The organism is Rhodococcus opacus, from assembly GCF_012396235.1.
In the GTDB taxonomy this organism is placed as follows: Bacteria; Actinomycetota; Actinomycetes; order Mycobacteriales; family Mycobacteriaceae; genus Rhodococcus_F; species Rhodococcus_F opacus.
This window is the reverse complement of the sequence record NZ_JAAXPA010000011.1, coordinates 119,883-134,010: the sequence shown is the minus strand read 5'-3', so window position 1 is coordinate 134,010 and position 14,128 is coordinate 119,883. Positions and strand designations below refer to the sequence as shown.

The following is a 14,128-nucleotide window of genomic DNA, read 5'->3' as shown; positions in this document are numbered from 1 at the left end:
GCCGTCGGCGCTACCGGACGACGAGGAGTGGGCAGCGGACGGAGTGCATCAAGGCCCTGCTCGTGGATCCCAATAACATACTGGTGAAGCCGCCGCGTCCGCGGCTGCCCACGACGAGAAGTCGCGCGTTGTCGGCTTGTTCGCGCAGGTTGCGCACCGGTCGGTCCATCACGACCATCGTCCGAACCTTGACGTCCGGGAAATCCTCGGCCCGGCCGGCGAGACTCTCCGACAGGAGGGCCGTTTCCTGGGTGACGACCTGCTTCCACCCGGAGACGCTACCGCCCTCGTGGTGCACCGGGAGGTCGACGTCGGACCAGGCGTGAACGGCCACCAGTTCGCACTGCCGGAGGGCGGCCTCCTCGAACGCCATCGAAATGGCGGGCTCGCTGTGTGCCGACCCGTCCACACCCACGACGACGGGCCCCTCGAGTCGGGTGACCTCGGAATCGGGAAGCCCGCGGATGACCGCCACCGGGCACGGTGCGTGGGTGGCGACCGCGGCGCTGACCGATCCCAGGAAGCCGCGCTCGATGATGCCCTGCCGGTTCGAGCCGACGACGACCATCGCGGCGGATTTCGATCTTTCGAGGAGTTCACCGGCCGGCGTTCCGGTGCAGAGCGTGGTGTGAATGTCGAGGGAGTGTCCGGGTACCGCTCGGGCGGCGATTTCCGCCGCGGCAGCCAGCCGGTTCTTCCCGTTGCGTTCCTCGTCGTCGAAGAAGCTCTCCGGCATGCCGATCGGGACACCGTAGGCGCCGGGCACGAACGTGGTCGAGACCACCGACAGTGGGGCATTACGCAACGCCGCCTCCTGTGCGGCCCACGCGACGGCCTGGAGGGACGACGGTGAACCGTCTGTTCCGACAACGATCGGGCGGCGGGCGGTCATGGTGTTCTCCTCGGGGCAACGCGCGGCAGGAGTTGCCGCTACCTCTCATCGTTACGGTGCCTCCGACGCCGGCGTAGGGGAGAAGGTCCCCACCTCGGCGGACGGGCGAGCCGATCCCGGCTCAGGGCAGTGGAGCCGACCACCGGAGAGTGGTTCCGCCGCCGGGGGTGGTGTCGATGGTGAAGCGCCCGTTGACTTCCTGTGCTCGGGCAGCCAGATTGTCCAGGCCACTTCGGGAGACGCCCTCCGGAAACCCTTTGCCGTCGTCCGCGACCTCGATGACGAGATCGTCGTAGACGGAGATGCTGACGGTGACTGTGCCGGCCGCTGCGTGGCGCACCGCGTTGCTCAGTGCCTCACGCAGGACCGCCTCGGCATGTTCGGCGAGGACGGCATCGATGACCGACAGCGGCCCGGACATGTGCACGGTCGTGCGCAGCCCCGAATCCGCGGTGATCTCGGCGATGATCTCGTGCAACCGCCGCCGGAACTGGGTCACGGCACCCGAACCGCCGTGAAGGTCGAAGATCGCGGTACGGATGTCACGCACGATATCGTGAAGATCGTCGACCGACTGCACGAGTCGCTGCTTGACCTCGGGTGACTTCGCCCTCTGCAGAGTGCTCTGGAGCGACAGGCCGACCGCGAAGAGCCGCTGGATGACGTGGTCGTGGAGATCCCGCGCGATCCGATCCCGATCGGACAGCACGTCCAATTCGTGCATTCGGCGCTGACTGTTGGCGAGCTGCAGCGCGACGGCCGCCTGATCGGCGAAGCCCGACATCAACGCCAGCTGGTCCTCCGTGAACGCCGCTGCGTCGGCATGACGGAGCACCACCAGCACACCGGCCACCGATTGCGTTGCACGCAGCGGCAGCGCCAGCGCCGGACCGAACCCGGTTCCCGTCTCGAACCCGGGATCGAAGGCCAGAGCGTTGACGCGGAGCGGTGTCCGCTCACGGAAGGCTTCGCCGGACGTCGACCCTTCGAGTGGAATCGTTCGGCCGATGCGAGCCGACACCGTTCCGGCCGACGCGGTGACCACGAGTTCGGTGACCTCGTCCGATGGGATGTCGGGGTCGTCCGGCACCGCGAGAAAAGCGCTGTCGGCATCGGTGAGGGAGAGCGCGTCGTCGGTGATCACCTGCAACACCTCGGCGGTCTCGCTGCCCGCGAGTAGTTCGGTCGCTATCTCACGCGTCGCCTCGAGCCACGCCTGCCTCGTCCGGGACTCCTCGTACAGGCGGGCGTTCTCGATCGCGATCCCGGCGGCGGCCGCGAGTGCGCGGAGAAGGACCTCGTCGTCCTCGGTGAACTGTGCACCGTTCGCCTTCTCGGTGAGATACAGATTCCCGAACGCTTCGTCCCGGATCTGAATAGGAACGCCCAGAAAGGTTTTCATCGGCGGATGGTGGTCGGGGAATCCTACCGAGGCGGCGTGATGGGAGAGGTCCTTCAGTCGGACCGGCTTGGGATTGGTGATGAGGAAACCGAGGACCCCGCGACCGCGGGGCAGGTCGCCGATACGTCCGCGTGTCTCCTCGTCGATGCCCTCGAAGACGAACTCACTCAAGCCCTCGCCCGGGCTGACCACCCCCAGCGCACCGTACCGGGCATCCACGAGATTGATCGCGGCGTGGACGATGGTGCGGAGCGTGTTGTCGAGGTCGAGGCCAGACGTGACCGAGAGCATCGCCTCGAGGAGTCCGTCGACGTGCTCCCGGGCATCGACGATCTGCACGATGCGTTCCTGCACCTCGGTCAGGAGTTCACGGAGCCGGAGCTCGGAGAGGCTGCCGAGACGAGGTGCGCTGTCCCGCTCATCGGGTTGACGGGTCACGACACGTATTGTCCCACGTCGTGGAGGCGCGCCGGGGCGGAACCGCTACTGGGCTCGGGGCTTCGCCTGTGAGGTGTCGGACGGTCTCGACGGCATCTTCGTGGCAAGTACCGCTGCCTGAGTCCGGCGTTCGACTCCGAGTTTGGTCAGCAGCCGGGAGACGTAATTCTTGACGGTCTTCTCCGCGAGGAACATCCGTGCGGCGATCTGACGGTTGGTCAGCCCTTCACCGAGCAGGGCGAGGAGCGTCCGTTCCTGATTGGTCAGGTGCCCGAAGATTCCGTCCTTCTCACTGGCGTCCGCGCGGATCTTCATCATCAGGGCGGCGGCGGCGCGACTGTCGAGGAGCGACTTTCCTGCCCCGACGTCGTGGACCGCCTGGGTCAGTTCCATACCCCGGATGTCCTTCACGACGTATCCACTGGCCCCGGCGAGAATCGCGTCGAGCATCGCCTGGTCGTCCGTGAACGAGGTCAGGATGAGGCAGTGTAACTCCGGCATCAGCGAGTGCAGTTCGCGGCACAGTTCGATTCCGTTGCCGTCGGGGAGGCGGACGTCGAGGACCGCGACGTCGGGTTTCAGGGCCGGCACTCGTGCCATCGCCTGCGAGTAGGACGCGGCTTCACCGACGACCGTCAGATCGGGGTCGGCGGTGAGGAGATCGGCGATTCCGCGCCGGACGACCTCGTGGTCGTCCACGAGAAAGACGTTGATCATGCCGCAACCTCCAGTCTTGCTGTGTGATCGCTCCGGAAGATCAGACTACGCCGGGAGCAGCAGGCATCAGAAGCGTCGCCCGAGGAGCCCGGTGCTCATCGAGCAGCTGGACGGACCGGGCGCGCCCCGTGCCGGCGTGGTCGGTGGGGCATCAACATCGCCACGGCCAGGCCGACGGTGGCGACGAGTGTCGCGGCCGCGCCGACCCCGACCAGCGGGGTTGCGAGCCAGGCGCCGAGCAGGACGACCAGGCCTGCGGTCACTGCTCCCGACAACAGCGCCAGCACCAACCCGATCGGGTGGAGGTACAGGAACTCACCGGGTTCGTCGTCGGGCCGGTGACGGTCGTCGCGCAGCCGCGACGCAGTGGAGTCACATTCGAACATGAGGTCCTCGTTCCTTCGCCGACGGGTGGTTCCGATTTGTGCGTCGGCCTCTTCCACAACGGTGCGATAACGGAGCGCCCGATTCCAGGGCCGAAAGTCACTCCTGTCGATCTCTGCGGGAGGACGGCGAAGCATGGTGTGGCATCCGGCGTGCAGCGAAGCCTCGCTCCGATACCGGCCGATCGCAGAGTGACATTGCAGGACAGGGCAACCCCTGCCAATGACCTTGTGCCCTAGGCTGTCCTCCCTGTGCGCGGAAGACTCGGAACAGAAGGACGGTCCGAGGAGGCTGTGATGACCACTGATCAGGCATTGCGCTGGTGGCGGCTGGCGCCCTGGAGCCGAAATCCGCTCATGCGAGCCACGGACCGTTGCGACTCCGTCGTCGCGGCCGTCCTGATCACATTCGTCCTGATCGTGGTCCCGTTCGCCGCGGCGTTCGGAACCGTGACGTACACCGGCCTGAACGAACGGTCTCATGCCGAACTCCAGACCAGACATGCACAATCAGCCGTTCTCATCGATGATCCGCGACAAGTGGTGGTCGCCGACGCGCCCAGCCGCTCACCGGAAACGCAGGACCGTGCGACGGCTCAGTGGACTGCACCGGACGGCACCCTGCGCTCGACCGCCGTGGAAACCACACCCGGCACTCATAGCGGCGACACCGTTACCGTGTGGGTGGACACGAACGGCAACGTGGTCGACGAACCCCGGTCAGGGGTGCAGAACGCGGCGATCGCCGTGAGCGCGGCACTGACGGTCTGGGTCGCCGCGGCGGTCTGCTCCCTCCTGCTGTACTCAGGGGTGCGGTGGATGAACGGACGAAACCGGATGCGTCAGTGGGACCGAGAATGGAAGGATCTCGGCCGAACACCGGGATGGCCGGTCAGTTGACATCGTGATGCGCTGGTCCCGGACGGGCTACGCAGCCGCTAGCCCAGACTCCTAGCCCAGACTCACCGTGCACCCCGGCTCCAGTCGGACTATCTGGTCACGACACGAGATCTCGATCGCGCGTCGATTTCCGGCGCCCGCGCTGACCTGAACGCGTCGACCGTTAATCGTCAGCCACAACTGGTGCCCGCGATAGACGATCGGAAACTCCAGCGCACCGAGCGCGTTCGGCCATTCCGGGCTGAAGACGAGTCGATCACCACGCGTTTCAAGTCCGGTGAAACAGCGCTGAAGCAGGTCGAGGCTTCCCGCCATGGCTGCCAAGTGGATCCCCTCGGAAGTCGTACCTCCCTGGATGTCCGTGATGTCGGACGCGAGCACCTTTTCGAAGAATTCCATGGCCTTGTCACGATTGGCGCGGGCCAGCACCCAGGAATGCACCACCGCGCTCAGCGTCGAACCGTGCGAGGTCCGGGCGATGTAGTAATCGATGGTGCGCGGTATTGCCTCCGGTTCGAACTGATATCCGAGTCGCTCGAACAGATCTCGCAGTTCGTCGGCGGACAGCAGGTAGAACAGCATCAGAACGTCGGCCTGCTTCGACGCCCGGTACCGGTTGACGTCATCCCCCTCCGCCTCGAGGATGCGGTCGAGCCGTTGAATGTCGACGTACCGCTCCCGGTAGCCGGCCCAGTCCAGTTCCGCCAACTCTTCGTACCCCTCGAACTGACTGATGACCCGATCGTGGAAAGGAACGAACATTCGGCGGCTCACGTCCGCCCACCGCGCCATCTCGTGGGAATCCAAGCTCAGAGAGTCGACGAGATCGGACCGGTTCTGGGTCGGAATCGCATCGAGCGCCTCGATCGCCCGGAGGATCACCCACACGGCCATGACGTTGGTATACGCGTTGTTGTCGACTCCCTCGTGCGGTGCCTCGGGGTAGCCGGAATGAAACTCGTCCGGTCCCATCACTCCGCGGATCGTGTAGCGACCGCGGGTCCCCTCGTAGGAGGCGAGGCCGGCGAAGAATCGGGCTATCTCCACCAGCATCTCGGCGCCGAAATCACTGAGAAACTCCAGATCCCCGGTGACCTGGTAGTAGTGCCACACGTTATAGGCGATCGCGATGCCGATGTGGTGTTGACGCCAACTCGGGTCCGGGAGCCAGCGACCGGACCGCGGGTTGAGATGCACTTGCTGGCTTTCCTCCCGGCCGTCGCTACCCGACTGCCACGGGAACATCGCGCCGCGGTAGCCGGCCGCCCGCGCAGCGCGGCGGGCCTCCGGCAAGCGACGGTACCGGTAGCGCAGCAACGACCGGGTCAAGGTCGGCACCCGCAGGTTCAGGACCGGGAAAACAAACAATTCGTCCCAGAAGACGTGGCCCCGATACGCCTCGCCGTGCAATCCTCGGGCCGGCACACCGACGTCCAGGTCGGCAGTGTTCGGCGACACCGTCTGCAGCAGTTGCATCTGATGGAGCCTGGCGATGCGCAGGACGTCCTGGTAATCACCGAGGGTGATGCCGATACGGTCCCACAGGTGCTCCCAGGCCAGCACATGACCGTCCAGCACTTCCTCGAACCCGCCGATCGACGGCACCCAGCGTGCTGCTTCCTCGGCCGGCTCGGACAGCGCGTGATCGCGCCCCGTGAACACTGTCACCATCTTCTCGAACGTCACGGACTCACCCTCGCCGAGGTCTACCGTGATGTCGTGGCCTATGCGGCCGTCGCGGTCGAGCAGACGGTACGTGGACGCGCGGTGTCGGTCGTGGGGCGACAGCGTGGTTCGTGCCGCCATGGCCACCGGTATGCCCGATTGATTGGTCTGCATCGCCAGCAGGACGGAGTCCGCCGACAGCGCGCCGGAACGGAGTAGCACGAGATGTTCGGCGGCGAGATCACGGTACCGCTCGACGAGGGTGTTGCGCACCGAACCATCCAGAGCCGAACGCAATTCGAACGAGCCGGACCAGTTCTCCGCGATGATCGTCGTCTGCAGCGCACAGACGTGGGGTAAGTGCATGGCAACGAATCTCCGCTGGATGACCGACGTCGTGCGCCCGGCGTCGTCCCGGTACCGAAACCGGCGGGTGAGCACGGCGCGACGCAGATTGAGGTACTGGCGGTATTCGAGCAGGTCGACGGCATCGACGTCGAACCACGGCCCGCCCTCGATACGAAAGGTCGTCGTCAGCCAATTCGGTGCATTCACCATGCTTTCGTTCACGATCGCCATCCCGCCACGCTCGTCGCTCAAGCGGTTGTACACACCCGCGAGATACGTGCCCGGGTAGTGGACGGTGCCGGCGGTTGCTTCGGGGGCGCACCCGCGAGTGGCGAAGTAGCCGTTCCCCAGAGTGCAGATGGCCTCCCGTAGCTTCTCGGTCGCGGGTTCGTAGCCGTCGAAGAACAGCATCCATGCATCGGCCGCGGACGCGGTCTCGGGGTCGCGGCCGAGAAGATCCCCCAGCCGCTGCAACAGTTCGCGAACCTGAGCCGGATCGTTCACGGCGAATCTTGCCGCCGACCGTCGATCCCCGATCTCACTGCTGCGGACGACGATCCCGACCCCGGTCGCCGACACGGCGTCGAATGCGTCCTCGTCGGTGAGATCGTCACCGACGTAGATCGGAAGCAGGGATCTCGCGTCGTGGATGTGCTCGAGGACCCAGTTCAGTGCGCGTCCCTTGTCCCAATCGACGTCGGGACGGAGTTCGACTACTTTGCGCCCACCGATGACTCTGAGCCGGACCTCCCCGGACGTGGCGACGTCACGGACCGTGGCGACGACCTCGTCTATCCGGTCGGCGGCAACATTGCGATAGTGCACGGCGACGGTGTACTTCTTGGGCTCGATCAACACGCCCGGCACGTCGCGGAGGCGGTCGGTGAGCGCGCGGGTGGCGTGATGCAGTACCGGTACCGCGGCGAGAGCGTCAGGGTTCTCGTAGTACTGCCCCTGCGGCCCCGCCAACTCGAAGCCGTGGCTGCCCGCGTACCAGATCTCCGCCATGCCGACCCGTGCCTGCACATCCGCGAGGTCGCGTCCGCTGATCACGGCCACCGGGCATTCGCGTGTCAACCGGGCCAACTCGGCGGCCACACCGTCGACCAGAACGGCCGCCGACGGATCGGACACGATATCCGAGAGGGTGCCGTCGAAGTCGAGAAACACAGCGGGCCGGCGGACACGGAGGAAGGCGGTGAGTTCGTGCCGAGACGTCAGCGCGTCCGGAATCTCGGACAACCGGAGATCGCCTGCGCGGACCTGGATCTCGGAGGTGTCGGCGACGACGACGTCTGCTCCACATCGACTCAGCCTGTCGGCGCGACGGTCGGGAGCGACCCCGATGACGAGAGCGAAGCCGCCACGGCTGGCCGCGGCTGCCGTTGCTTCTGAGGTCGTGACGACCACCGCGCTGCCCGGACGCGCCCCCAGCCGATCGGCGGCGTCGGCCGGCGACGCGCCTGCGACCCGAACGGGAAACACCTCGGCGATCCCAGCGGAGTCGAGCATCGGCTGAACGTCGCGATCGGACGAGAAGATCGCTGTCGCCACCCCGAGACTCTGCAATCGACCGACGAGTGCCATCGTGGTGTCGGCCCCGGCGGACTCGGTCGTCACGACGTCGAGGTCGAGGATGACCGCATCGTGCCGACGCAGATCGATCGCAGTCTGTGCCATGGGCTCAGCTCCCGGGTGGCGAACGCGGTCGCAGTCACGGGCCGATAACGAGCCCGGTCGGCGCGGGATGTGCTAGGCGGGAGTGGAACTGACCTGTTGGGCGAGTGTCCGACCCCACTGCTCGGCGCGTGTCTCCTCGCCTTCCTCGAGCCGCGATTCCTTGTCGACGAGGAAACTCTCGGACTCGGCGACGAGATCGAACCCGCGCAGGCGCAGCTTTCGGCAGATACCTTTCGATGCTCGGCCGGTCAGGAGCGCAGGGCCGCCTGACCGAGTGTCGAAGGCCACCGCCTTCCCGTGGCTCGGGGGGAGCCCGTCGAGCCACTCGCGGAGGCCTTCGCTTTCCGCGTCGGGTTCCAAGGCCACGGTGCTGTCCGGTTTGTGGGCGGTCACGGCGGCCCCGTGGCGGGTCGACTCGCGACTCATCCCGTGGACGTGCGTCGGACCGCCGACGATCACGAGATCGTAACCGGACAAGTCTTCGTCGCCGGCTCGGGCGACCGGGATCGCCGTCACAGCGCCCGCGGACTCGAGACCGCGGGAGATCGCCTCTGCCACGTGCCGGGTATTTCCGAACATCGATTCGTAGACCACAAGTGTTCGCATGTCGACTCCTTCTATGGGTGGTACCGCTCGGTCCCGGCGCTCTGTGCACGAGGATGTTCCGGCCGATGGTGTCAAGTCGACTGGTGTGCACCGAACATCACGCGTGCCCACCAGTCGGCCAACGGACTCGGATCGGGCCATTCGATCCGATCGTCATCGGTATCGGGCGCGGATGGCTGTGTTTGTCTCGTCGTCGACCGACTTCCCTGTCGACGATGGTGAGGTGGGGGATTCATGGCGAACTCCGAGGTGTCGTGTCACTTCGGATTCAACCAACGATGTCGCCCACCGAGTAGGGTCTACCGTCACTTTCCGGGACGTTGCACGCCCCTGCCGCGTGCGCAGGCGTCGGGCACCGCCGCGTTGCAGGCAGATGACCTATGCCTCTACCGGCGCCGTTGCCGCGTCTGGGACCGTGACGGTGACCGGAGGAGTTGAGAATATGAGCGTTCTCGCGCAACGAAAGTCCATCGTCGTCGGTGTCGACGGTTCGGAACGAGCGATGAGAGCCGCTGTGTGGGCAGCGGCGGTCGCTCAGCGGAAGTCCGTGCCACTGCGAGTGGCTCACGTCCTGCCGAGTCCGGGATACCACTACAGCGAAGCCGCGCTTCTCTTCCAGAACGAGTTCGCCCAGGAAGTCGAGAAGTCTGCCCACGAGATCCTGGATCGGGCCGAACGGCACGTGAAGAGCGCGTTCCCCGACGTCACGGTCTCGTGCAGCACCCATCCCGGCCCTGCGGGACCGGCACTCGCAGGATTGAGCGCGCACGCCGAGATGGTGGTGGTGGGTTCCACCGGTGCGGGGGCGCTGGAAACGCTCGTCACCGGCTCCACCGTCATGCAGGTGGTCAACCGTGCGCACTGTCCGGTTACCGTGTTCCGATCGGAGGCACCGTCCCCGGTGCCCGACCACCGTCCTGTCGTCGTCGGAGTCGACGGCAGCGAACTGAGCTCACTCGCCATCACCACGGCCGTCGAATTCGCCACGTTCTTCGAGGTACCGCTCCTCGCGGTGCACGGCTGGGGCGCCGGCGACCTCTCGGAGCGCCCTGCCGCCCTGCCGATGGTGAACTGGGCCGTCGTCGAAGAAGAACAATCCGTTCTGATGGCGGAAAATCTCGCCGGCTGGCGCGAGAAGTGTCCGGATCTGCAACTGACCACCGTCGTCGAACAGGCCAATCCGGCCGAGCTGATCCTCGAATATGCCCGCGACGCGCAGCTGGTCGTCGTCGGCAGCCACGGCCACAACCGTCTGGCCGGCGCGTTTCTGGGATCGACCAGTCAGAATTTGCTTCATCACGTCGCCTGCCCGATCACGATCTGCCGCCGGGCGAGCTAGACCCACGGCTGCGGCACCACGCTTACAGTCGCCGAGCGATCGATTCTGCCTGCGCGCCCAGTTTCGCCAGGCGCAGGTCGGCGAGCGGGGTCAGTGCACCGCCCATCCTGTTCGTCACGAACGCCACCGACAGCCCCGTCTCCGGGTCCGCGAACGCACCGGAACCACCGAGTCCGTAGTGGCCGAATGCGTGTGGATACTGATTGCGGCTGGCGACGAACGCCGCGTGATAGCCCAGGCGCCAGTTCATCCGGATACCGAGCACATAGTCGCGTGCCGTCGTCTGCACCTCACCGATCTGCGCGAGAGTTTCCTCGGTCAGGAACCTCCTGCCGCCCACCATGCCCTTGTTCGCGATCGCCGCATACATGCGGGCGAGGGCGCGGGCACTGAAGACACCGTTCCAGCCGGGCATCACGTAGTCGTGAATGGCAGGATTGCGGACCAGTTCGTCGAACCCCTCCGGCATGCCTGCGTGTGCGATGTTCCGAAGCACAGGCAAGCACGACAGAGCAAAGGACGCCGTCTCCCAGGGCACCCCGAACGGAGTGATGCGAGGGAAGGACTTCGCGATGCGGTGGCGTTCCTCCGCGGGAACCTGGAACCAGAACTCGCGGATTCCGAGGGGTTCGGCGATCTCGGTGCGGACCAGGTCGGTGAACGACGAGCCGGTCGCCCGAGTGGTGAGTTCCGCGACCAGTGATCCGAACGTGACGGCGTGATAGCCCGGCATGACGGCGCGGCGGCGATCCGGTGCCGCGGATGCGAGAGCGCCGACGACGCTGTCGTGGTCGAACAGGGCCGACGGCCCCGGTACCAGTCCGCGCACACGGTGCAGCCCGGCCCGGTGGGTCAGCAGCTCCCGTACCGTCACCAACTCCTTGCCTGCACTCGCGAACTCCGGCCAATACGTGGCAACGGGTGCGTCGTAGTCGATCAGCCCGCGGTCCACCAGCCGGTGGAGCACCGTGCTCGCCACACCCTTGCCGGTGGAAAAGGACACCGACACGGTGTCGGATCGCCAGCGCGTATCGCGCGCCGCCCATCCCGACCAGATGTCGACCACCGGCTCACCGTGCAGGTAGAGCGCGAGAGCGCCACCCCCGTCGGTGGGCTGCCCGAACAGTCGGAAGAACTGACCGGCCAGCTCACCGAACCGGGGATCGACGAGCATCATGCTGGGCGTGGGCAGGTCCGGACGCGCCACCGTACGCTTGCGGGCCGGCGGATTTCCTGCGGCGAGTTCGCGAGGGTTCGTCATGGTGTGCACGTCTTCTATCCTTCGGCGGTCGCCCGATGCCACCACCAATGCTTGTATACAACGCCGGATACGGCGCCCTGATTCCGCCGGGGCGAAAACCACCGGAAACGGCCGAAAGACCCTGTGAACGACCCCTCGCACGGTTGGACACTGGTAGTACGGCGGACCGACCTGGACACACACCGCCGAACAGACCGTAGGAGGCCGCCCCGTGATGTACGACAACGATTTCGGCGGTTGGGGGTATGCACTGATGTTCACCGGGATGGCGCTGTTCTGGGGCCTACTGATCGTGGGGATCATCCTGCTGATCCGTTATGTGAGTCACCCGTTCCCGGCACCGCCCGGTGGGGCACCGCCGCTTCGCAGTGCCGAGGCGGTCCTTGCCGAGCGGTTCGCACGCGGTGAGATCGACGAGCAGGAATACCGGAGTCGCCTCTCCATTCTGCGCGCCGGGACGACACCCTGACATGAGCGCACGTCGAAGGAGGTGACCGTGATGGATGCGATGCCGATGTTCCACATGTTCATGATGTGGCTGCACAGCATGGGTGTTCTCCCACCCATGCACATGATGCCGATGTGACTCCGTCGCCCGCCGGGAACCACAGGGATCGAGTCCCCGGCGGCCACCCCGAGCCCATCGACCCAGACCGACCGCACACCCGAGCACGAGCGAGTTGACCGACGTGAGCACGACGCATCAGCGATACATGACCCAGACCGACTTCATGTCGTGGCGGATGGAGGAGGATCCGATCCTCCGCTCGACCATCGTGGCGGTCGCGCTACTCGACCGCAGTCCGGATCAGAGCCGATTCGTCGACATGATGCGGAGGGCGGTCGACCTGGTACCCCTCTTCCGGCGGGCGGCGATCGAGGCCCCGATGGGCTTGGCGCCGCCGAGGTGGGCAGACGATCCGGATTTCGATCTCAGCTGGCACCTGCGCCGCTACACCCTTCCCGAACCCCGAACATGGGACGGGGTTCTCGACTTCGCCCGGACCGCCGAGATGACCGCGTTCGACAAGCGCCGTCCGCTCTGGGAGTTCACCGTTCTCGACGGATTACACGACGGCAAGTCCGCCCTCGTGATGAAGGTGCATCACTCTCTCACCGACGGTGTCAGTGGAATGCAGATTGCCCGCGAGATCGTGGATTTCACCCGCGACGGGGGGGCACGGCCGGACCGGACCGAGCAACGGACCGCCACGCCGGACGGTGAATCGCCTGACCCGCCGGGCCGCCTCTCCTGGTACCGGGACACGGCCACGGACGTGGCCCGTCGGGCATCGAACACGCTCGGCCGCAACGGTGTTCGACTGTTCCGGACTCCGAGGGCCGCCTGGCGCGACGCAGTCGCCCTGGCCGGCTCCACACTGCGCCTCACGCGTCCCGTGGTCTCCACACTGTCCCCGGTGATGACGAAACGCAGCACGCGGCGTCACTGCGCGGTGCTCGACGTGCCGGTGGACGCCCTCGCTCAGGCGGCCGCGGCGGGTGCCTGTTCCCTCAACGACGCGTTTCTCGCTGCTGTCCTGCTGGGAATGGCGAAGTACCACCGACTGCACGGCGCCGAGATCAGTGAACTGCGGATGACGCTGCCGATCAGCCTGCGTGCCGAGACGGACCCGATGGGAGGCAACCGCATCACCCTGGCACGTTTTGCACTACCCACGGACGTCGACGACCCTGCCGAGTTGATGCGCCGGGTGCACGCCACGGTGGATGCCTGGCGCCACGAGTCCGCGATTCCGCTGTCACCGACGATCGCCGGCGCCTTGAACCTGCTTCCGGCCTCGACACTCGGAAACATGCTCAAACACGTCGACTTCGTCGCCTCGAACGTCGTCGGATCGCCGGTGCCACTGTTCATCGCAGGGTCGGAGATTCTGCACTACTACGCGTTCAGCCCCACACTCGGATCGGCGTTCAACGTCACCTTGATGTCCTACACCTCACGATGCTGTGTCGGGATCAACGCCGACGCCGATGCCGTCCCGGATCTCGCCGCCTTGACCGATTCGATAGCCGACGGGTTTCGCTCCGTCCTCGGGTTGTGCGCGAAGACAACCGATACGAGGGTGGTCGTGGCCTCGTGATCGCGGCACACCCCATACCCGAGAACCACATCGAGGGCGCGACACCGCGTCCACACCGAACGGAGGCCGATGAACATGAACGAGAAGAAGTGGTCCGTGGAGATCGTCATCGACGAACACGACGCCGACGAGGGCGGATCCAAGACCCGGGCACAGGCCCGGCTCCGAACCCGCGATACCCACACCCTCGTCGGGGTCGGGCTCGCACGCCGGAATCCCGCGGACACCGAGATCCCCGAGATCGGGGACGAACTGGCCACGGCACGTGCGTTGGCCGACCTTGCCCACCAATTGATCGAGCTCACCGCCGCCGATGTGGAAGCGGCCACTCACAGCAGCGTTCACCTCACCGAATAACCGGGCCCGCCGGGGCGGGCTTCGACACGAACCGAGGA

The 14,128-nt window shown here is 66.1% G+C and carries 12 protein-coding genes; 5 read left to right on the top strand and 7 right to left on the bottom strand.

Annotated features, from left to right (window positions below; all coding sequences use genetic code 11):
- Nucleotides 1-10: 10 nt before the first annotated feature.
- The 4 genes from HGB39_RS17080 to HGB39_RS17065 form a co-directional block, all read right to left on the bottom strand.
- Entirely contained in the window at nt 11-892 is an 882-nt protein-coding gene (locus tag HGB39_RS17080) for a universal stress protein (RefSeq protein ID WP_005257925.1), read from the bottom strand.
- 121 nt (nt 893-1,013) lie between these two features.
- Entirely contained in the window at nt 1,014-2,732 is a 1,719-nt protein-coding gene (locus HGB39_RS17075; RefSeq protein ID WP_005563390.1) for a sensor histidine kinase, read from the bottom strand.
- Nucleotides 2,733-2,777: 45 nt separating this feature from the next.
- Nucleotides 2,778-3,449, bottom strand: coding sequence for a response regulator transcription factor (locus HGB39_RS17070; protein WP_054245540.1), 672 nt, complete (start codon nt 3,447-3,449; stop codon nt 2,778-2,780).
- Between the two features lie 95 nt (nt 3,450-3,544).
- Nucleotides 3,545-3,835: a hypothetical protein gene (locus HGB39_RS17065; RefSeq protein ID WP_043793849.1), complete on the bottom strand. Its 291-nt coding sequence runs from the start codon at nt 3,833-3,835 to the stop codon at nt 3,545-3,547.
- Nucleotides 3,836-4,129: 294 nt separating this feature from the next.
- On the opposite strand from HGB39_RS17065, the gene HGB39_RS17060 reads away from it, so the two are divergent.
- Nucleotides 4,130-4,732, top strand: a complete 603-nt coding sequence (locus HGB39_RS17060; RefSeq protein ID WP_043793847.1) for an Rv1733c family protein — start codon at nt 4,130-4,132, stop codon at nt 4,730-4,732.
- A gap of 51 nt (nt 4,733-4,783) precedes the next feature.
- On the opposite strand, the gene otsB is transcribed toward HGB39_RS17060, so the two are convergent.
- Nucleotides 4,784-8,425: a trehalose-phosphatase gene (gene otsB / locus HGB39_RS17055; RefSeq protein ID WP_005574435.1), complete on the bottom strand. Its 3,642-nt coding sequence runs from the start codon at nt 8,423-8,425 to the stop codon at nt 4,784-4,786.
- Between the two features lie 72 nt (nt 8,426-8,497).
- Nucleotides 8,498-9,031, bottom strand: a complete 534-nt coding sequence (locus HGB39_RS17050; protein ID WP_005257913.1) for a flavodoxin family protein — start codon at nt 9,029-9,031, stop codon at nt 8,498-8,500.
- A 442-nt stretch (nt 9,032-9,473) separates the two neighbouring features.
- On the opposite strand from HGB39_RS17050, the gene HGB39_RS17045 reads away from it, so the two are divergent.
- On the top strand, nt 9,474-10,370 hold the full coding sequence (locus HGB39_RS17045; protein WP_005574437.1) for a universal stress protein: 897 nt from the start codon (nt 9,474-9,476) through the stop codon (nt 10,368-10,370).
- 22 nt (nt 10,371-10,392) lie between these two features.
- Here the strand turns inward: HGB39_RS17045 and HGB39_RS17040 are convergent, their stop codons facing one another.
- On the bottom strand, nt 10,393-11,631 hold the full coding sequence (locus HGB39_RS17040) for a serine hydrolase domain-containing protein (protein WP_005574439.1): 1,239 nt from the start codon (nt 11,629-11,631) through the stop codon (nt 10,393-10,395).
- A 214-nt stretch (nt 11,632-11,845) separates the two neighbouring features.
- On the opposite strand from HGB39_RS17040, the gene HGB39_RS17035 reads away from it, so the two are divergent.
- The 3 genes from HGB39_RS17035 to HGB39_RS17025 all read left to right on the top strand — a co-directional run bounded on the left by HGB39_RS17035 (nt 11,846) and on the right by HGB39_RS17025 (nt 14,090).
- Nucleotides 11,846-12,100 carry an SHOCT domain-containing protein gene (locus tag HGB39_RS17035; protein WP_005257908.1) on the top strand — a complete coding sequence of 85 codons (255 nt, stop codon included), beginning with the start codon at nt 11,846-11,848 and terminating at the stop codon, nt 12,098-12,100.
- Nucleotides 12,101-12,311: 211 nt separating this feature from the next.
- Nucleotides 12,312-13,733, top strand: coding sequence for a wax ester/triacylglycerol synthase domain-containing protein (locus HGB39_RS17030; protein WP_043792497.1), 1,422 nt, complete (start codon nt 12,312-12,314; stop codon nt 13,731-13,733).
- 69 nt (nt 13,734-13,802) lie between these two features.
- Nucleotides 13,803-14,090: a DUF1876 domain-containing protein gene (locus tag HGB39_RS17025; protein ID WP_005257904.1), complete on the top strand. Its 288-nt coding sequence runs from the start codon at nt 13,803-13,805 to the stop codon at nt 14,088-14,090.
- Nucleotides 14,091-14,128 lie beyond the last annotated feature (38 nt).

What these genes read in the sequence shown, in the direction of transcription:
- HGB39_RS17080 (WP_005257925.1), bottom strand. Translation starts at nt 892, where the DNA reads ATGACCGCCCGCCGCCCGATCGTTGTCGGAACAGACGGTTCACCGTCG.
- HGB39_RS17070 (WP_054245540.1), bottom strand. Translation starts at nt 3,449, where the DNA reads ATGATCAACGTCTTTCTCGTGGACGACCACGAGGTCGTCCGGCGCGGA.
- HGB39_RS17065 (WP_043793849.1), bottom strand. Translation starts at nt 3,835, where the DNA reads ATGTTCGAATGTGACTCCACTGCGTCGCGGCTGCGCGACGACCGTCAC.
- HGB39_RS17060 (WP_043793847.1), top strand. Translation starts at nt 4,130, where the DNA reads ATGACCACTGATCAGGCATTGCGCTGGTGGCGGCTGGCGCCCTGGAGC.
- otsB (WP_005574435.1), bottom strand. Translation starts at nt 8,425, where the DNA reads ATGGCACAGACTGCGATCGATCTGCGTCGGCACGATGCGGTCATCCTC.
- HGB39_RS17050 (WP_005257913.1), bottom strand. Translation starts at nt 9,031, where the DNA reads ATGCGAACACTTGTGGTCTACGAATCGATGTTCGGAAATACCCGGCAC.
- HGB39_RS17045 (WP_005574437.1), top strand. Translation starts at nt 9,474, where the DNA reads ATGAGCGTTCTCGCGCAACGAAAGTCCATCGTCGTCGGTGTCGACGGT.
- HGB39_RS17040 (WP_005574439.1), bottom strand. Translation starts at nt 11,631, where the DNA reads ATGACGAACCCTCGCGAACTCGCCGCAGGAAATCCGCCGGCCCGCAAG.
- HGB39_RS17035 (WP_005257908.1), top strand. Translation starts at nt 11,846, where the DNA reads ATGTACGACAACGATTTCGGCGGTTGGGGGTATGCACTGATGTTCACC.
- HGB39_RS17025 (WP_005257904.1), top strand. Translation starts at nt 13,803, where the DNA reads ATGAACATGAACGAGAAGAAGTGGTCCGTGGAGATCGTCATCGACGAA.